Source organism: Flavobacterium sp. GNP001, from assembly GCF_054343775.1.
In genome coordinates this window covers 2,940,208-2,959,623 of the sequence record NZ_JBTGUX010000001.1, presented here as the reverse complement: position 1 = coordinate 2,959,623, position 19,416 = coordinate 2,940,208, and the positions used below count along the sequence as shown (strand labels likewise).

Sequence of the window (19,416 nt, the reverse complement as noted above, 5' to 3'; positions counted from 1 at the left end):
TTTATTCATCTAGTTTACGATACAACTCATTTACCAAAGTTTTTTGACCCTCATAAAAAATATTCTTCACATTAAAGTTAATTAATAAACCAATAGGGGCATTCAATAAATTCATGTAAGTCAGTAATTGTGCTTCAAAAATTGGATTGATTTCATTTACTGATTTTAATTCAACAACTAGGGTATTTTCTATAAACAAATCGCATTTTAATTTAGATTCTAATTCATGGCCTTTATAAATAATTGGCACCGATAATTCTGAAATAAAATTAATGTTTCGCAACGTAAGTTCTTTTTTTAAGCATTGGTGATAAACCGATTCTAAAAGTCCTGGACCAATACTTTTATGCACCTCGATTGCTGCTCCATTAACCTGATATACCAGATCTTTAAGATAACTCCTTGTAATGTCCATTCTTCTAAACTTAATATATCAGTAAGGTAAAAGGTGTGAACACAAATATAGAAAACTTATATGACTTACCTGTTTAAATCAATTCTTCGCCTCAAAAGCCAAAGCATACATTTTGATGTTTTTTATCATCGAAACTAGTCCATTAGCACGAGTGGGTGATAAGTGTTCTTTCAGGCCAATTTCATCAATAAAATCCATATCGGCAGAAAGTATATCGGCGGCTTTTTGATTGCTAAAAGCGCGAATCAAAATGGCAATAATTCCTTTGGTTAAAATAGCATCACTATCGGCAGTGAACATAATTTTATCGTCAGCTTGCTCGCCTTGTAACCAAACTTTTGATTGACAACCTTTGATGATGTTATCTTCTGTTTTGAATTCTTCTTTGATAAGGGGTAGTTTTTTCCCCAGTTCAATGATGTATTCGTAACGATCCATCCAATCATCAAACATCGAGAATTCCTCTACTATTTCTTCTTGTATATTTTTTATAGTCATGTTTGTTCGTGTTTAATTTGCCTCAGCTAAAGCATTGATTTTTTTTACTAACTTTTCAATTTCTTTTGGAGGAGTACCATGATCAAATGATGTGCTTTGATAGGTTTTATCTTGATGTACTATTTTCAGATTTGCAATAGCAGCTCCGTCGTGAAATCGTTTTTCAGAAGGTGCTTTGAATGTTTCCACTTTGTCAAGTTCAATAGTTTGAAAATCCGTTACAAGTTCCTTCCAATCTGCATCAGAAATTGGAGTTGTTGTAGGTTTTTCAGTCTCATTTCGGTCTTTGCTTACACTCAATTCTTGGTTGACAACGGTGATTTTTTGATAAAAACCTCTTGTATTAGCCGTATACTCGATCACTGTGTTTTCTAGATCAGATTGTTTCTTGTTGCTGCATGTAGATCCAAGAATCACGGTGGCAACTAAAGCTAGTACTGTTTTCATAAGGTTGTGTTTAAGTGTTAAGCAAGCATATTTTGAGCTCTTTTTACAGCGGCTACTAAGCTGTCAATTTCTTCCTTGGTGTTGTAAAACGCAAACGAAGCTCTTATGGTGCCCGGAATTTCAAAGAAATTCATGATCGGTTGTGCACAATGATGTCCTGTTCGAACTGCAATTCCTAATTTGTCAATTATAGTGCCAATATCGTACGGGTGAATTCCTTCAATATTAAATGAAATCACAGACGTTTTTTCTTTGGCAGTACCGTAAATTTTCAAACCTTCAATGGTTAATAATTGTTGGGTACCATACTCTAGCAATTCTTTTTCTTGTTGCTGAATGTTGTCAAAACCTACTTCGTTCATATAATCAACCGCGGTACCTAATGCAATTCCTCCAGCAATATTGGGCGTTCCTGCTTCAAATTTATGAGGTAGCTCTGCATAGGTTGTTTTCTCGAAAGACACTTCTTTGATCATTTCGCCACCACCTTGATACGGCGGTAATTTATTCAACCATTCTTCTTTACCATATAAAATACCGGTACCTGTTGGTCCGCACAATTTATGTCCTGAAAATACATAGAAATCACAATCTAGTTCTTGTACATCAGGTTTTAAATGCGGAACAGCTTGTGCACCATCTATCAAAACTGCAGCGCCTACTTCGTGTGCTTTGTCAATCATGTATTTAACAGGATTGATCGTTCCTAGCGCATTCGAAATATGATTTACCGTTACCACCTTAGTTTTATCCGACAACAATTTATCGTATTCTGCCATAATTAACTCGCCATCCGTATTCATAGGAATGACACGTAAAACAGCTCCTGTACGTTCACACAACATTTGCCAAGGCACTATATTGCTGTGGTGTTCCAATGCCGAAACTAAAATTTCATCACCCGGTTTTAAAATTGAAGCAAATCCATTGGTTACCGCATTAATACCGTGTGTAGTTCCTGAGGTAAAAAGTACTTCGTGAGCAAATTTGGCATTGATGTGATTTTGAATTTTCTTGCGCGATTCTTCGTAAGCATCTGTTGCTAATTGACTCAAGGTATGTACACCACGATGGATATTAGCGTTGATTTCTTGGTAATATTTCGCTATCGCATCAATCACCACTTGCGGTTTTTGAGTGGTAGCTCCGTTATCGAAATAGACTAATGGTTTACCGTTTACTTTTTGAGTAAGTATCGGAAAATCGGCTCTTATTTTTTGAATGTCTAGCATAGTTATCGTAGAAAAAATCTAGTTACAAAAGTACTGAAATTAAACCGTTTTGAAATTAAGAAACCCAAGTTTTTCATACTTTCTTGTTATGCTTTGATAGCCAAATTATTTGCGAAACAGTCGTTTTTTAAACCAACGTAATTCAAATGTTTTTAATAAATTGCAGTCAAAAGAATGGTTTATGAAAAAAATATTTAAAATTGCTGCGGTTGTTCTATTAATCGGAATTGTATATGTGGGTTTTACAACTTATCCAAAACTCGATTTAATTTCTGGCTTTTCAGCCAAAAGTATTGCGTCTGGCCATTTTTTAGACCATCGTTCGCAGTCGCTGATTGAAAAAGGAGACAATGATATCGACATGATGGATCTGGCTACGAACCAAATTGATGAAGCGGGAAAAATGGCGATTGCCTCAGTATACGGCTTAAAAGAACGAAAAGCTATTTACCGTGAAGGATTGGGAGTAACCCTAATCAACGATAATTTTGATGTAACTAAACCGTATTTGGTTCCCAAAAGAACAAAATTGAACAACAATTTACCTTTTCCGTACGGAAATAACGAACCAAAAGACACTATTTTTGCGAATGTTGATTATACCCAATTGAATGCGGCTGTAGCCAATGCTTTTGATGTGAAAGGAGAATTGAAAAAGAGGACGCGTTCCCTTTTAGTAATTTATAAAGACAAAATTATTGCCGAAAAATACGATACTGGATTTACTAAAAACAGTAGAATATTAGGCTGGTCCATGACCAAAAGTATCACGAGCGCTGTATTTGGAGTTTTAGAAAAGCAAAGAAAATTTCACATTGATGCTCCAGCTCCTATTGCAGAATGGGCCAATGACGAACGAAAAAAAATTACAACAAGTGACTTGCTGCACATGAATTCCGGTTTAGAGTGGGATGAGCAGTATGACCGAATTTGTGATGCTACCAAAATGCTTTTTCAAGCCGAAGATATGACCCGAGCGCAACTCGAGAAACCAGCGGAGCATAAACCCAACACCCATTGGAATTACTCCTCAGGAACGACGAATTTACTTTCTGGAATTTTGCGCAAGCAGTTCAAAACACATCAAGAATATTTAGATTTTTGGTACACGGATTTAATAGATAAAATAGGAATGAATTCTATGGTAATCGAAACGGATATGAAGGGGAATTATGTAGGCTCCTCATACGGCTGGGCAACTACTCGGGATTGGGCTAAGTTTGGCTTGCTCTATTTACATCAAGGCAACTGGAACGGGGAGCAAATTTTTAATGAAGGTTGGGCAAAATACACCGCAACACCTACGAATACCTCAGATGGAAAATACGGTGCTCATTTTTGGCTTAATGCTAGTGGCACCTTTCAAGATGTTCCAAGGGATATGTATTTTTGTAGTGGCTATCAAGGTCAAATGATTTTGATTATTCCGTCGCTTGACTTAGTTGTGGTGCGAATGGGTTTAAAAGAATCTCCAGAATTTAATTTTAATGAAATCATGAAGGGGATAATTTCATCACTTAATCACAAAAAGTAAAAATAGAAAGGGCGCAAAGTTGTAAAACTCTGCGCCCTTTGTGTATAGCGAACCTTGTTGTTAAAACTACAAATCAAATCCCATTTTTACGCCAAGTTTGTTAGCAATAATTTTGGTGATGCGTTGTTTTAATTCTGGTATTTTAATGCTTTCGATTACTGCATTAGAGAATGCGTACATCAATAAAGCTTTGGCTTCTTTAACAGGAATTCCGCGTTGTTGCATATAAAACAATGCTGTTTCGTCTAACTGCCCGATGGTGCAACCATGAGAACATTTCACATCATCAGCAAAAATTTCTAGTTGCGGTTTGGCATTGATGGTAGCCTTGTCACTCAACAAAATATTATTGCTTTTTTGAAAAGCATTTGTTTTTTGAGCTTCTTTTTCTACAAAGATTTTACCGTTAAATACCCCGGTAGATTTATCGGTAAAAATTCCTTTATAATCTTGATGACTTTCACAATTTGGCGTAGCGTGGTGTACCAAGGTGTAGTGATCTACGTGCTGTTTATCGCCAATAATGGTAATTCCGTTCAAGTAGCTTACAATATGCTCCCCGAAATGGTAAAAATTAAGATTATTACGAGTCATGTTTCCTCCAAAACTGAAGGTATTTACAGCAACACTACTTTCTTCTTGCTGAGATACATATGTATTATCAACTAAATTAGCAGCCTCGTTATCGTTTTGAATTTTATAAACATCTACAAAAGCTCTTTTTTGTGCAAAAATTTCAGTAACCGAATTGGTTAATACTGCATTTTCGTTCAAGCTTTGGTGACGTTCGATGATTTGCACTTGTGCATTCTCACCAACAACAATCAAGTTGCGCGGTTGTACTAGCATTGCCGCTTCATTACCAGTCGATAAATACATGATTTCGATCGGTTTGTCAGCCACTTTTCCTTTCGGAATGTTGATGTACGCTCCTTCATTGGCGAAAGCCGTGTTTAATGAAGTCAACGTTTCTTCTTTGTTGACAACTTGGTTGAAATACGCGTCAATAACTGTTTTGTATTTTGGTTTTGTCAAAGCAGAAGATAGTAGGCAAACATCAATTCCTTCGTGAGTTGTAGCTGATAAATGCGAACTAAAAACGCCATCAATAAAAACTACTTTGTAGGTATCAACTTCATGTAAAAAGTATTTTTTCACATCAGAATATTGTACAGCGTTTTCCTGTTTTGGAAAAACGGTAAAGTCATTTTTAAGAATTGCGTTAAGCGATGTATATTTCCAAGCTTCCTCTTTTTTAGTTGGGAAACCTTTGGTTTCAAAGTTTTTTAAGGCAGCGGTACGCAAGTCGTGCAGTTCAGTGTGAACATCAACGCGCTCCTCAAAAGCCATAAAAGACGATATTAATTTTTCTTTTAAATCCATTTTTATTTTGTTTCAGGTTTAAAGTTTAAAGTTTCAGGTTTTGCCTATTGAAACTTATTTCCTTTAAAGTCTTTCTTATTTAAATAGGTAATAAAATTTTTAATTTTACCACTTAGGTTTTCATAATCTTTTTTGAGCAGTTCATCTTTGGATTCATTGATATAGCCAAAATCGTAAATTCTATAGAGTTGCGATCTTGTTTCACCAGAAGAACCTTTTGCAATGGATAGAAATTGTCTAAATTCAAGATTTCCATCTCTTTCAAACCCTTCAGCTATATTATCCATTACTGAACCTGAAGAAGATTTAATTTGCTCTTTGAATCTAAAATCTGATTTCAAGTCGGTTTCAATAGCAATTAGATGTATTTCTTTTGCTAAGCGTCTTGCTTCCTGCCAGATTTCTAAATCTTCAAATCGATTTATGGTAGCCATAGGTTTTGTTTATTCGTTTCAAGTTTTTACTTGTTTCAGATTTTTTTTAACTTGAAACTAAGAAAACTTTAAACTTGAAACAATTTTTAATTCTCTGCTTTAATCCAATCGTATCCTTTTTCCTCTAGTTCGTGCGCTAATTCTTTTCCGCCAGATTTTACAATTTTTCCGTTATACAAAACGTGAACAAAATCAGGAACGATATAATCAAGTAATCTTTGGTAGTGTGTGATCACTACGATAGCATTTTTATCGCTTTTTAGTTTGTTAACACCATTGGCAACAATTCTCAAAGCATCGATATCTAGTCCAGAATCGGTTTCATCAAGGATGGCTAATTTTGGTTCTAACATAGCCATTTGAAAAATTTCGTTACGTTTTTTCTCTCCACCCGAAAAACCTTCGTTTAAAGAACGTGACAAAAATTTACGGTCTATTTCTAGTAATTCTGATTTTTCACGAATCACTTTTAGCATTTCGTTAGCAGGCATTTCTTCCTGTCCGTTTGCTTTACGTGTTTCGTTGATAGCTGTTCTCATGAAGTTAGTTACTGAAACACCCGGGATTTCAACAGGATATTGAAAAGAAAGAAATACACCTTTATGTGCTCTTTCCTCTGGAGCCAATTCTGAAATATCTTCATTGTCCAAAAAGATTTCTCCATCGGTCACTTCATAATTTTCGTTTCCTGCAATAACTGCCGAAAGGGTACTTTTTCCAGCACCGTTTGGTCCCATAATCGCGTGAATTTCTCCCGCTTTTACTTCAAGGTTAATCCCTTTTAATATTTCTTTGTCGCCTATTGAGGCGTGTAAATTTTTTATTGATAACATATCTGTTTTATTAATTCTATTTTGAATTACTTTTTTTGTTAATAATTTTCCCTTTTACTACTTGACCTATGTATAGTAAAATTAGAATAACGATCGGTGTGGTGAATAAAAATAAAAAAATATAAAAAACTATTTTAAAAGCACTATAGCTCAGTTTAAATCCCAAGAAATAAGTAAAAAATAAAGCACCTATTCCAAACAATAAACTTGGTCCTATTTCTCTCAAATTTTTATCCAACACTTCCTTCTAACGAAATTTCCAATAATTTTTGCGCTTCTACTGCAAATTCCATTGGCAATTTATTCAATACATCTTTACTGAAGCCGTTTACAATTAATGCAATTGCTTTTTCGGTTGGAATACCACGTTGGTTGCAATAAAAAACTTGGTCTTCACCAATTTTACTTGTCGTAGCCTCGTGTTCTATTTTTGCCGTTGGATTTTTACTTTCGATGTATGGAAATGTATGCGCTCCACATTTGTTCCCCATTAATAAAGAGTCGCATTGTGAAAAATTACGAGCATTTTCAGCATTAGGAGAAATACGCACTAAACCACGGTAACTGTTTTGTGATTTACCAGCAGAAATTCCTTTAGAAATAATAGTCGATTTGGTGTTTTTACCAAGGTGAACCATTTTAGTACCCGTATCGGCTTGTTGGTAATTATTAGTTACTGCAATCGAATAAAACTCACCAACTGAATTATCTCCTTTTAAAACCACTGATGGGTATTTCCAAGTTACAGCTGATCCTGTTTCTACTTGTGTCCAAGAAATTTTTGAGTTTTTCTCGCAAATTCCTCTTTTAGTCACAAAGTTATACACACCACCTTTACCTTCTTTGTTTCCAGGATACCAGTTTTGTACGGTTGAATATTTTATTTCGGCATCGTCAAGAGCAATTAACTCTACAACTGCAGCGTGTAATTGGTTTTCATCACGACTTGGAGCTGTACAACCTTCAAGGTATGATACGTAGCTTCCTTCATCGGCAATAAGTAAGGTTCTTTCAAATTGTCCGGTACCGGCTTGATTGATACGGAAATAGGTAGAAAGTTCCATTGGACAACGAACGCCTTTTGGGATGTAACAAAACGATCCGTCAGAGAATACGGCCGAGTTTAACGCAGCATAAAAATTGTCTTTTTGCGGCACTACAGTTCCTAAATATTTGCGTACTAATTCTGGATGTTCTTTGATGGCTTCAGAAATACTCATGAAAATAATTCCTTTTTCGCCTAATGTTTTCTTGAATGTCGTAGCTACCGATACCGAGTCAACTACGATATCCATGGCCACATTATTCATCATTTTTTGCTCATCTACAGAGATACCTAACTTTTTATACATTTCTAAAAGTTCCGGATCTACATCATCTAAAGTTTTATTAGGATCTACGGCCTTTGGTGCAGAGTAGTATGATATGGCTTGGAAATCTGGTTTTTCATAATGTACGTTAGCCCATTCTGGCTCTACCATTTGCTCCCAAGCACGAAAAGCCTCAAGGCGCCAATCGGTCATCCATTGTGGTTCTTCTTTTTTAAGAGAAATGGCACGAACGATATCTTCGTTTAAACCAATAGGAAACGTCTCAGCTTCCAACTCGGTATAAAATCCGTATTCGTATTCTTTATTTTCGAGTTCGATTTTTAAATCGTCTTCTGTGTATTTACTCATTGTGATTTAAAGATTTAAAGATTTAAAGATTCAAAAATTGAATATCAAACTTTATTATTTGTGTCTAAATATTTAATAAAATTAGAAAGGTTTTGAGAAATTTCAATTGTTAAATTATAACATATTTGAATCTCGTCTTGATTGCAAAAACCTAACTCTCTTGCTAATATCAACATATTTCTAACCTCAGCGCAACTGCCTTTGGAGATTTTTAAATATCTTGTAAATTGTCTATTACTGTTGTATTCTGAACCTTCGGCAATATTATTTGTAATTGAAACTACAGCTCTTTTTATTTGGTCTTTAAACCAAATTCCTTTTCTAAAGATTTATTGTTTAATACTTGAAAAACTAATTTGGTCAAGACAACACCTTTTTTATGAACATCAAATTCTTCAAATGATTTTGCCATGCTTTCATTAATCTTTTAATTTTTCAATCTTTAAATTTAAAGAGAGAAACTCTCGCCACAACCGCAAGTTCTTGTTGCATTCGGATTGTTAAATACAAATCCTTTTCCGTTTAATCCACCAGAAAATTCTAAAATAGTTCCTGCTAGGTAAAGGAATGATTTTTTTTCAACCGCTATAGTTATGTCGTTGTCAATGAATATTTTATCATCGTCTCCTTTGTTTTTGTCAAATTTTAAATCATATGACAATCCAGAGCAGCCGCCGCTTTTTACACCTACTCGTACATAATCTGTAGCAGCATTAAAACCATCGTCTTGCATTAAGTCGATAATTTTCTTTTTGGCAGTGTCAGATACCTTTATCATGTTTATGTTGATTTTGTCTAAATTAAACGCAAAGATAGTGTTTAAAATACTTTTTCCATAATTGATAACATTATTATAACTAATGCGAAAATAGAATTTAGTTATTTGCGCACTTTAATTTTATTGTATTACTTTTAACGCTTTATAACTTACAAACAAACCAAAAAAACTATTTATGGAAGAAAATGTACCAAGCAAAATGCACTATCAACTCGATTTTAAAGGAAAAGGGGAGACTTTTTTCGGTATCGTAATTGTCAATTGGCTCTTAACTATCGTTACATTAGGACTTTATTATCCGTGGGCTAAGGCCAAAACGCTACAGTTTTTATTCGGTCAAACCACACTGAATGATGATCCTTTTACGTTTCACGGTACCGGTAAAGAGATGTTCAAAGGATTTTTAAAAGCTTTGTTAGTCTTTGCTGTTTTGTTTGGAATCATGGGTGCACTTACCTATTTAGGTCATCAAGGTATTGGTATTTTGGTTCTTTATTTAGGGATTTTTGCTATTATGCCATTGGCCATTCACGGATCGTACCGTTACAGAATGTCTCGTACTACCTGGAGAGGTATTCGTTTTGGTTACCGAGGTGATCAAGCTGAATTAGTTAAACTTTTTTTTAAGTGGGTTTTCTTTACCATTATTACTTTGGGTATATACAGCTCGTGGCTTCAAATGAATTTACGCAGGTATGTTATCGGAAATATTCGTTTTGGTGATGCCGAGATGAATTATGATGGTGATGGCGGCGATTATTTATTGATGAATATTAAAGGATACTTTTTGACTATTATAACGTTTGGAATTTATTCTTTCTGGTGGCAAAAAGAAATTTTTGAATACTATGTGAACAATTTGTCTTTGCATAAAGATGACAAACGTATCGAGTTTACATCGACAGCTAGTGGCGCTGATTTTATTGGCCTCATCGTAATTAATATGTTGCTAATTGTGTTTACATTAGGATTGGGTTACTCTTGGGTAGTAACGCGCACCATGAAATTTATTTTTGACCACATTCAATTAGACGGTAACATTGATTTGAATACATTACATCAAACCGAAGAAAACTATAAAGATGCTACCGGCGAAGACGTTAGTGACTTTTTAGATATGGATTTTATCGTTTAAAATATGAACCAAGAAGCCGCAGGAATTTATTTTGATGGCAAGTCAGCCGCCCCGCAAGCAGTAACTATTGTTTTGAACACATTAAATGGTGTTCTACAGTTTCAAACCGAAACAGCTACAGTAGAGCGCTGGTTGCTGGGTGAACTGAGTTTTGAAAACGTGGGTACAACCCTGCAATTGCAAAAACAGCAACCGGATGGCATAGCAATTTTAAAAATCACAGACGCCTCATTTGCAGCTGCTATTTTAAAATTTCGTAAAGAAAACAATCAAGTAGGCTGGTATGAAAAAATGCTAGCATCGGGCATGAAATTTCATCTTGTTTTGGCACTCGTGATTTTAGGTTTAATAGGTCTGACCTATGTGTACGCCATTCCGTGGGTGGGTGAAAAATCAGTAGCGCTAATTCCTGAGAGTTTTGATGATACCATGAGCGGAACATTTATCAGCGATAATTTACTGTTTTCAGATGTAGCTTCGGATAAATCCAAAGTCTTAAACGCTTTCGCAAAAGAGTTACTACTGAACAATAAAAAGAAATTGAAATTCATATTTGTTGAAGAGGATATTGTAAACGCTTTTGCTTTGCCTGATGGTACCATTGTGGTATACTCCGGAATTGTAGACAAGATGCAAAATTACGATGAGTTAGTTGCTCTTTTAGGTCACGAAGCCGCACACGTCAACAACCGCCATTCGATGAAAATGCTTTGTCGCAACTTGTCTGGTTATTTGTTTATTTCGGCAATTTTAGGTGATGCCAACGGAATCATGGCCACAATTGGCGATAACGTAAATAGTTTTCAATCATTGTCGTTTTCTCGTGAGTTCGAGCAAGAAGCTGATCGTGAAGGTTTCGCTATTGTTGTCAAAAACAAAGTAGATCCAAACGGAATGTTGAATTTATTTAAAAGATTACAAGACGAAGGCGATTCTATCGTTCCGGAGTTTTTAAGTTCGCACCCTGTTACAAAGCAGCGCATTGCAACCACTAGACAATTGGTTAAATCTACTCCGCACCAAGTTGAGCCAAATAGTAAGCTGCAACAGTTATTTCAACAATTAAAAAAATAATCTAAAATCAAATTGCGTTCAAACCATTGCACATCAGTTGTGTATTGGTTTGGGTGCAATTTGTTTTTACATACTTTTAGTTCGGTATCAATAAATATGCTTAATTTTAGAGCATACAATTTTGATATATTATGAAACTATATCCAATAGAAACGGGTAATTTTAAATTAGATGGTGGCGCTATGTTTGGCGTGGTTCCCAAAACCATCTGGAACAAAACCAATCCTGCTGATGCCAATAACCTCATTGATATTGCGGCACGTTGTTTATTAATTGAAGAGGGAAACCGCTTGATTTTGATTGACACCGGAATGGGAAACAAACAATCTGAAAAATTCTTCGGATACTATTCTTTATGGGGTTCCCATTCATTAGATAAATCTCTAGCAAAATACGGTTTTCACCGCGACGATATTACGGATGTGTTTATGACGCATTTGCATTTTGATCATTGTGGTGGAAGTGTACAATGGAATAAAGACAAAACGGGATACGAACCAGCCTTTAAAAACGCAAAGTTTTGGACCAACGAAAATCACTGGGAATGGGCTACAAAACCAAACCCGAGGGAGAAAGCATCGTTCTTGTCTGAAAATATTTTGCCCATGCAAGAAAGTGGTCAATTGCATTTTATAAAAAGACCCGAAGGTGATTTTCTTGAAAAATCTGAATTAGGATTTGGAATCTTTTTTGTAGATGGACATACCGAAAAACAGATGATTCCGCACATTCAATATAAAGGTAAAACGATTGTTTTTTGCGCTGATTTGTTGGCTACCGCCGGGCACATTCCAATTCCGTATGTGATGGGCTATGATACCAGACCTTTATTGACAATGCCAGAAAAGAGTAAATTATTGCACACTGCAGTAGAGCAAAACCACTATTTGTTTTTAGAGCATGACGCCCACAACCAGATCGTTACAGTGCAAAACACAGAGAAGGGTGTGCGATTACAAGACGTATTTACTACCGATGAAATTTTTTAAAGTAAAAATTTGAAATAAATAGAATAAGCCTCTTAATACTAAAATGTTAAGGGGCTTTTTTTTTGGACCTGATCTTTTTTGCTTGACATTGTAAAGTTAAAAATGTGCAACATTATTCGTACTATATTAAGCAATCTTTAATTATTCTATTTTAGAATTTTTAGTAAGATAATAAATTGTTTTTTTAGAATATAATAAATAGGTTTGTGCCAAATTTATAAAAATACACTTATGAAAAAAACTTTAATTTTTTTGTTGTTTTTAGTTTCTGTTACTATTTCAGCACAAAAAGTAGACTTGGATCGTTTTTACTTTGATGTTAGTTATCAGGCACTTCCAAAAGAGCCTGTGGCCTTTGAAAAAAGAACCTATACTTCAGAAGTTAAATTAGGCGGAAAAATACAAACGTATGCAAACCCAACTTCATTAAATGAGAGCATTGCTATTTTTGGCTGGAAAAAAGTTGACGAAAATGCAACTGTAAAAATTACTTTATCTGTTGATGATTTTGTAGAAAAAAGCGTTACTCCTCAAATTCGTGTTGAAGAAAGTAAGGACAAAGAAGGTAGAGTAACAAGTCGTAGAGAGTACCATTATGTTTTAGCAAAATATTCAGGAAGAGCACATGCAAAAATAGCTGGACCACGCACACCAACTCCTTTATCAGCAAAACAAATTGAGGAAGAAAAAGCTAAGCAAGCAGCTGCTTCTACAAACAGATTTTTGAAAAACGCAGTGGTTAAAAAGGACACAGTTGCTTCTACTAAAGGATTTGATTGGAGTTTTAATGAGGAAATAGAGGTTAAATCAGCTGAATTTCAGGACGCGGCAGCAGCGATGAAATCTTTCAATCTTAATAGAAATGGAGTTCATGACAATGCATTAAGAGATTATGTGGATGGGACAATGAAAAAGTTTAGCGCAAGTATAAACTATTCCTACGGCTTTAAACCAATTAACACAAATCAAATTTTGTGGATTTTAGACGCTAAAAATGAGGAAGGTGCAACTCAAATAGAAGCTATTCAAGCTGTTAGGTCATTGTTTAAAACCATGAAAGCTGATCGACCAATTGATGATATTAAAAGCAGTATGCAGCCTTTAATAGAGTATTTTGATTCCTTAAAAACAAAATATGCTGATGATAGTAAACCAGCACGTAAAATGAGATATTCAGCATATTATAATTTAGCAGTGATATATTTGTTAACTGACGAACCAGAGAAGACTATCGTAGAAGCAGAGAAGTTAATTTTAAATGATTACGATAAGGGAGATGGTAAAGAATTAATTAACCGTGCCAATAGATTAATTGAAGATTTTAAAATTGCAAATACAAGAACAACACACAACCCAACTCTAAATTAATCACGAATGAAAAAAATTACACAATTAGCATTAATAGGTGCTTTTACAATACTTAGCTGCAATGCTTATAGCCAGTTTTCACTGGGTAAAATGATTAGCAAAGTAGAGGGCTCTGGAACGGCAGCAGGTCAAGACGAAGAATTAAAAAACACTTTGAATTTAAGAGGTCCTGAGGCTCCTGTTGACAAACAATACGGTAACTACAAAACCTATGAAATTAAATTAGATTTATCAACAGGTATTGAAGATAGTTTCGGTTTTAGAAAAATTCCATATTCTAGCGAAAAAATAAACAACATCTTTTTTATTTCAGGTTTGAAAAAAACCAATGATGGAGAATTTAAAATTAAATACACCGTTTCAAGATTTGAGTCGATTAATGACGAAGATTATGTGCAAAGCTATTATCAAAAATCTCCTGCGTATTATATAGGAATGGAGTCTAACCTTGAGATCATGGATAAAACGGGCAAGGTTATTTACAAAAGATATACAACGCCAAAAGTTAACATGTATGTAACTGATCCAACTTATAGTTATGAAGCTTTAGTTATAAAAATATTGACTAATAATTTCTACTCGATGCTAGAGGAGTTTGAAGGCTTCTATTTGTATGGTCCAGAAGTTTCAGGTTTGCGTTATTTTGATATTGAGAAGAAAAAGAAATCAAAATCGACCTTTAATCCTGATGAGTTCAATCAATCAGTTCAAGTATTGCCTACTTTAGTTGATGTTGATAGAGCTGATTGGCCAAGTTTATTTAGTGAAGCTCAAAAGTATTGGAAAGAGTTTTTAGCTTTTGAAGATAAAAATGACGAAGAGATGCAGAAAAAAGTGCGTTTTAGCGCTCATTATAATTTAGCTACAACTTATTTGCTTTTGGGACAAGTTGAGGAAGCTTCAAAATATTTAGATGGAGTAAAGGAAAACGAAAAAAGCTTTTTAGGAATTCGTACGCATTATCCTTTTTTAACAAACCTTGTTTCTAATATTGATGCCTATAAAAAAACCACAGAAAAAGCGACTACGTTAGAGGCAATTCAAGCAGAGCCTATTTTAGCATCATATAAAAAGGCTGCAACGGCTTTTAGATATGCTGAATTTGATGGAGAAGTTTTAGATGTAGATGGTAAAGTTTTTAAAGGTAAAGTAAGAATTATCAGTGATTACCCTGAAATGGTAGACTATAGAACGGAGTCGCAAGTTTCAGCTCTTCGTGCTTTAGCAAATGGGATTGGTTCCGATAAGAGTTCCGTTAGAATTACTATTGAAGGACAGAAAAAACCAGAACGCACCAACTTGAAAAAAGTGGTTAGTATTAAAGATAATGAAGGTCATTTTTATATCGCTGGTCAAACAGGTAAAGGAGTAGGTCTTACATCTGATGTGAATACAAAAAGATATTCTTTGTTTGAAGAAATTAAAAAAGGAGAAAAAATATCTGTATATCATGAGTTTTTCCCTCAAGACGCCTATGTTTTGAAAAAGCAAATTCAAGATGAATTTTTCAGTCCAGCTGTTTTAATTGGTAGAAAAAAAGAATTAAGAGAATATTTTTCAGATTGTCCTAAAATGATTGAAAACATCAATAAAGGACTTTATAATTTTGAAAATAAAGAAACTTACATCAAGATGTTTGAAGATTATACTGCATTGTGCGGTAATTAATCACGCAACTATTTAAGTACAAAAGCTACCTCTCAAGGGTAGCTTTTTTTGTTATCTTTACCATATGATTCAAAACAAATAAAATTATATATTTTTTCTTAATGTACTGTTAATCCTTTTATTTGTGTAACAAAATCAATTATTTTAGACCCATATTTCAATAATAAACAAAAAAACAGATTCAATGAATACCATCAAACCCATTTACATTTCTGCTTTTGCTATGCTTGCTTTAGTAGGATGTGGCGCTGCAAAACAAGTTTCGAGTTCCGCTAATGCTAATTTGACTCTTATTTCGGCACCCTTAAATGTACAGAAGAAAGCGGCTTTAACCGAAAACGAATTGAAACGTTGGAGTCACCTTGATATTGTAAGCGACACCATTCCTGGGATGAGTGTTGATAAAGCTTATGCCGAATTGTTAAAAGGTAAAAAAGGAGTACCAGTTATTGTAGGTATTGTAGACTCAGGTGTTGATATCGAGCATGAAGATTTAAAATCGGTTTTGTGGACTAATGCTAAAGAAATTGCAGGAAACGGAATCGACGACGATAAAAATGGTTACGTAGATGATATTCACGGTTGGAATTTCTTGGGTGATATTACCAAAGAAAACGTTGAATACGAAAGAATCATTAGAGACAAAAATTTGGTAGACGAAAAAACTTTTCAAGAAGCAAAGGCAGTTAATGATAAAAAAGTGGCTGAAGCAGCTACCATCAAAGCACGCTCTGAGCAAATGATTAGCACATTAACCACAAGTGATGCTGCAATTGCGAAGCATTTAGGTAAAGCTGTTTATACCGCAGAAGAGGTAAAAGCAATTACAACTCAAGATGCTGATTTACTAAAAAGCAAAACTACAATGCAACAAATGTTGGGTTATGGTTTACCAGTTGCCGAGTTGAAAGTTGCAGTTCAAAAACAAAAAGATGCTCAAGATGCACTTATTAATGGCGACAACCTGAAAACAGATTATCGTAAAGTGGTTGGTGACAATCCAAACGATATTACGGATACCAAGTACGGAAACAACAACGTAATGGGTCCAGATAAAAACGAAATTTTGCATGGTACACACGTTGCCGGGATTGTGGCTCAAGTTAGAGGGAACAATTTAGGTGGAGATGGTGTGGCTAATAATGTTCAAATTTTAACAGTTCGTGCCGTGCCAGACGGAGATGAGTACGATAAAGATATTGCATTAGGAATTCGTTATGCGGTAGACAATGGCGCGAAAGTAATCAACGGAAGTTTTGGAAAAAGCTTTTCTCCACACAAACAGTGGGTGTATGACGCTATTAAATATGCAGAGAAAAAAGACGTTCTTTTTGTACACGCGGCAGGAAACGATGCGAAAGATATTGACTTTGCCGAAAATTTCCCGAACGATTCTGATGATAAAGTAAAAGAGTTTGCTTCAAACGTAATAACTATAGGTGCATTGAATTATGAATACGGAGAAAAAGTAGTAGCTCGTTTTTCTAACATTGGTAAATTAAATGTAGACGTTTTTGCACCAGGAGTAAAAATTTATGCAACCACTCCAAATAACGAATACCAATATTTACAAGGAACTTCAATGGCTGCGCCAAACACAGCAGGAGTTGCAGCATTGATTCGTTCGTACTATCCAAAATTATCAGCAAAACAAGTAAAACAAATATTGATGGATTCAGGAGTTGCAATAACTACCGAAGTAATTGTAGGCGGAAAACCATCAGACAAACGTTCGTTTACAACGCTATCTCAATCAGGTAAAATTGTAAATGCTTACAACGCATTATTGATGGCTGAGAAAATGTCAAAATAACTAATAAAAACTTAATTTTATGGAAGGACAAATCGTCCTTCCATTTTTTATTTTAACCACTTATGAAAAAACTATTTTTATGCGCTCTTTTAACTACTGGTTTTGGTAGTGTTTGGGCACAAAGTAATGCGTATTGGCAGCAACATGCAAACTACAAAATGGAAGTTGCACTCGATGTAGCTACCTATAAGTACAAAGGAGCGCAAGAGCTGGTGTATACTAACAATTCTTCGGATACGTTAAGAAAAGTGTATTACCATTTATTCAATAACGCTTTTCAGCCAGGAAGCGAAATGGATGCGCGCATTCAAAACATAAAAGATCCTGATGGCAGAATGGTCTCTAAAATAAAAGTGGGTGACAAAGAAGTAAAAGAAAGTCGCATTAAAAATTTGAAACCTAACGAAATAGGTTTTTTACACGTAACAAATTTCAAACAAGATGGTGTTACCGCTACTGCAAAAGAAGTGGGAACCATACTCGAAGTAACTTTGGCTAAGCCTATTTTACCAAATTCTAAAACTACTTTTACACTAGATTTTGACGGACAAGTTCCGGTACAAATTCGTCGCTCAGGACGCAATAATGCTGAAGGAGTTGAATTGTCAATGGCACAATGGTATCCAAAATTAGCCGAATTTGATTTTGAAGGTTGGCACGCAGATCCATATATCGCAAGAGAATTTCATGGAGTTTGGGGCGACTTTGATGTAAAAATTACTATCGATAAAAATTATGTTTTAGGTGGAACGGGTTACTTACAAAATCCAAATGAAATTGGTCACGGTTACCAAGAACAAGGTGCAGTGGTTACCATTCCTAAAAAAGCAAAAACACTAACATGGCATTTTAAAGCACCAATGGTTCACGACTTTACTTGGGCAGCTGACAAAAACTATATTCATGATATTGCCAAAGGTCCAAACGGTGTTGACATTCACTTTTTGTACAAAAACAATCCGCAATACATTGAAAACTGGAAAAATTTACAGCCATTGACTGTAAAATTGATGGAGTTTTACAACAAAACTGTGGGCGAGTATCCGTACAAACAATACTCAGTAATTCAAGGTGGCGATGGCGGAATGGAGTATGCCATGTGTACTTTGATTTTGGGTCAAGGTAAATTTGAAGGATTGTTGGGCGTAACAGCTCACGAAATGGCGCACTCTTGGTTCCAACACGTATTGGCGTCAAACGAGTCTAAACACGGCTGGATGGATGAAGGTTTTACATCGTTCTTAGAAGATTTAGGAATGAATGAACTTGCAGAGAAAAAAGCACAAAATCCATTTGCGGGAGGTTATGCAGGATATTTTTCTATGGTAAATTCAGGAAAAGAATTGCCTCAAGGAACTCACGCTGATCGTTTTGATGAGAACAGAGTGTACAGTATTAGTTCATACAGCAAAGGAGAACTTTTCTTGACACAATTAGTTTATTTGATTGGGAAAGACAATTTGATGAAAACCTTGAAAAAATACTACAGCGATTTCAAATTCAAGCATCCTACGCCGAATGATATTAAAAGAACTGCTGAGAGAGTTTCAGGTGCTAACTTAGATTGGTATTTAACAGATTGGACACAAACAACCAACACGATCGATTACGGAATAAAAGAAGTAACTGAAAATGCAGGTCAAACTAAAGTAGTTTTAGAAAGAATTGGTAGAATGCCAATGCCAATTGATTTGCTTGTTGAATATACAGATGGAACATTAGAAACTTTTTATGTGCCTTTGCGCATGATGAGTTTTGAAAAAGAAAATCCGTATCCGGCAATTAAAAGAACGGTACTATCTGATTGGGCTTGGGCATACCCAACTTACGAGTTGAATATTCCTAAAGCAAAATCAGCTATAAAAAGTATTACCATTGACCCAAGCAGTTTAATGGCTGATATTAAAAAAGAGAATAACGTTTTTAAATAATCTTTTTTAATTATAAATAATGTCTACTTCTTGATCAACATCTTTAAAGTGTTGTTGAAGAGGTAGACATTTTTTTATGTGGTCAAAGTTACCAACCAATATAACGAAATTGTCCTTCCCCAAGATCAGCCAAAAGTAATCGTAGAAGGTAGATTATTAATATGGTATACCAAATTATAATTAGAATTAAGGCTATATTTTTATG

18 protein-coding genes are annotated in these 19,416 nt (G+C 34.9%); 8 read left to right on the top strand and 10 right to left on the bottom strand.

Annotated elements, in window-relative coordinates; all coding sequences use genetic code 11:
• Window position 1 precedes the first annotated feature (1 nt).
• From ACXX8U_RS12685 to ACXX8U_RS12670, 4 genes are all read right to left on the bottom strand, one after another.
• Window positions 2-415 (bottom strand): GxxExxY protein, encoded by a 414-nt coding sequence (locus tag ACXX8U_RS12685; protein ID WP_458566155.1) that lies wholly within the window; start codon window positions 413-415, stop codon window positions 2-4.
• 78 nt (window positions 416-493) lie between these two features.
• Complete coding sequence (locus ACXX8U_RS12680; RefSeq protein WP_458566154.1) at window positions 494-913, bottom strand: SufE family protein; 420 nt, start codon at window positions 911-913, stop codon at window positions 494-496.
• 12 nt (window positions 914-925) lie between these two features.
• On the bottom strand, window positions 926-1,360 hold the full coding sequence (locus ACXX8U_RS12675) for a hypothetical protein (protein ID WP_458566153.1): 435 nt from the start codon (window positions 1,358-1,360) through the stop codon (window positions 926-928).
• A 17-nt stretch (window positions 1,361-1,377) separates the two neighbouring features.
• The gene (locus ACXX8U_RS12670) at window positions 1,378-2,592 is read right to left on the bottom strand and encodes an aminotransferase class V-fold PLP-dependent enzyme (protein ID WP_458566152.1); all 1,215 of its coding nucleotides are present in this window, start codon (window positions 2,590-2,592) and stop codon (window positions 1,378-1,380) included.
• Between the two features lie 181 nt (window positions 2,593-2,773).
• On the opposite strand from ACXX8U_RS12670, the gene ACXX8U_RS12665 reads away from it, so the two are divergent.
• Complete coding sequence (locus ACXX8U_RS12665; RefSeq protein WP_458566151.1) at window positions 2,774-4,126, top strand: serine hydrolase domain-containing protein; 1,353 nt, start codon at window positions 2,774-2,776, stop codon at window positions 4,124-4,126.
• Window positions 4,127-4,192: 66 nt separating this feature from the next.
• On the opposite strand, the gene sufD is transcribed toward ACXX8U_RS12665, so the two are convergent.
• The 6 genes from sufD to ACXX8U_RS12635 form a co-directional block, all read right to left on the bottom strand.
• The gene (sufD, locus tag ACXX8U_RS12660) at window positions 4,193-5,509 is read right to left on the bottom strand and encodes a Fe-S cluster assembly protein SufD (RefSeq protein ID WP_236362187.1); all 1,317 of its coding nucleotides are present in this window, start codon (window positions 5,507-5,509) and stop codon (window positions 4,193-4,195) included.
• Window positions 5,510-5,553: 44 nt separating this feature from the next.
• Window positions 5,554-5,943 carry a four helix bundle protein gene (locus ACXX8U_RS12655; protein ID WP_458566150.1) on the bottom strand — a complete coding sequence of 130 codons (390 nt, stop codon included), beginning with the start codon at window positions 5,941-5,943 and terminating at the stop codon, window positions 5,554-5,556.
• Between the two features lie 86 nt (window positions 5,944-6,029).
• The gene (gene sufC, locus ACXX8U_RS12650; protein ID WP_458566149.1) at window positions 6,030-6,776 is read right to left on the bottom strand and encodes a Fe-S cluster assembly ATPase SufC; all 747 of its coding nucleotides are present in this window, start codon (window positions 6,774-6,776) and stop codon (window positions 6,030-6,032) included.
• A 230-nt stretch (window positions 6,777-7,006) separates the two neighbouring features.
• Window positions 7,007-8,455, bottom strand: coding sequence for a Fe-S cluster assembly protein SufB (gene sufB / locus ACXX8U_RS12645; RefSeq protein WP_458566148.1), 1,449 nt, complete (start codon window positions 8,453-8,455; stop codon window positions 7,007-7,009).
• Window positions 8,456-8,499: 44 nt separating this feature from the next.
• Window positions 8,500-8,718, bottom strand: a complete 219-nt coding sequence (locus tag ACXX8U_RS12640; RefSeq protein WP_458566410.1) for a four helix bundle protein — start codon at window positions 8,716-8,718, stop codon at window positions 8,500-8,502.
• Between the two features lie 185 nt (window positions 8,719-8,903).
• Window positions 8,904-9,233 (bottom strand): HesB/IscA family protein, encoded by a 330-nt coding sequence (locus ACXX8U_RS12635; RefSeq protein ID WP_166132709.1) that lies wholly within the window; start codon window positions 9,231-9,233, stop codon window positions 8,904-8,906.
• A gap of 175 nt (window positions 9,234-9,408) precedes the next feature.
• Here ACXX8U_RS12635 and ACXX8U_RS12630 point away from each other — a divergent pair, with 175 nt between their 5' ends.
• From ACXX8U_RS12630 to ACXX8U_RS12600, 7 genes are all read left to right on the top strand, one after another.
• A complete protein-coding gene (locus ACXX8U_RS12630; RefSeq protein ID WP_458566147.1) occupies window positions 9,409-10,368 on the top strand; it encodes a YjgN family protein in 960 nt (319 codons plus the stop codon).
• 3 nt (window positions 10,369-10,371) lie between these two features.
• Window positions 10,372-11,442 carry a M48 family metallopeptidase gene (locus ACXX8U_RS12625; protein WP_458566146.1) on the top strand — a complete coding sequence of 357 codons (1,071 nt, stop codon included), beginning with the start codon at window positions 10,372-10,374 and terminating at the stop codon, window positions 11,440-11,442.
• A gap of 131 nt (window positions 11,443-11,573) precedes the next feature.
• Entirely contained in the window at window positions 11,574-12,431 is an 858-nt protein-coding gene (locus tag ACXX8U_RS12620) for an MBL fold metallo-hydrolase (protein ID WP_458566145.1), read from the top strand.
• Window positions 12,432-12,662: 231 nt separating this feature from the next.
• Entirely contained in the window at window positions 12,663-13,799 is a 1,137-nt protein-coding gene (locus ACXX8U_RS12615; protein ID WP_458566144.1) for a hypothetical protein, read from the top strand.
• 6 nt (window positions 13,800-13,805) lie between these two features.
• Entirely contained in the window at window positions 13,806-15,467 is a 1,662-nt protein-coding gene (locus tag ACXX8U_RS12610) for a hypothetical protein (RefSeq protein ID WP_458566143.1), read from the top strand.
• Between the two features lie 184 nt (window positions 15,468-15,651).
• On the top strand, window positions 15,652-17,280 hold the full coding sequence (locus tag ACXX8U_RS12605) for a S8 family peptidase (protein ID WP_458566142.1): 1,629 nt from the start codon (window positions 15,652-15,654) through the stop codon (window positions 17,278-17,280).
• 62 nt (window positions 17,281-17,342) lie between these two features.
• Entirely contained in the window at window positions 17,343-19,211 is a 1,869-nt protein-coding gene (locus ACXX8U_RS12600) for a M1 family metallopeptidase (RefSeq protein ID WP_458566141.1), read from the top strand.
• The last annotated feature ends 205 nt before the right edge of the window (window positions 19,212-19,416 follow it).